We start from the raw sequence: 315 nt of genomic DNA, 5'->3' as shown, positions 1-315 counted from the left end.
GCCAGTAATCACGGTAACGTGGGTCGAATTCCGGATTGATGACTTCAACATCAATACCTGGACGTATACGCAAACCGAATTTTTCTACGCGTTGCGCCAGAACTTGTGGACGACCAACCAAAATCGGCGTTGCCAGTTTTTCGTCAACCACCACCTGGACCGCACGCAATACACGTTCGTCTTCACCTTCCGCATACACAATACGCTTACGTTCAGCCGGTGCCTTCTTCGCGATCTGGAATAGCGGCTTCATAAAGGTGCCACTGTGGTAGACAAATTGCTGCAATTTATCTGCATAAGCCTGCATATCCTGAA

The 315-nt window shown here is 48.9% G+C and carries 1 protein-coding gene; it reads right to left on the bottom strand.

Annotated elements, in window-relative coordinates:
- Nucleotides 1–315: phosphate acyltransferase (locus tag KDM89_RS21230; protein WP_268977918.1), on the bottom strand; the 315-nt coding region annotated here is incomplete at both ends.

Source organism: Cognatundibacterium luofuense (assembly GCF_018139685.1).
GTDB lineage: Bacteria > Pseudomonadota > Gammaproteobacteria > Burkholderiales > Burkholderiaceae_D > Undibacterium > Undibacterium luofuense.
The sequence above is the reverse complement of the archived record's forward strand: the minus strand, read 5'-3'. Positions and strand labels throughout refer to the sequence as shown.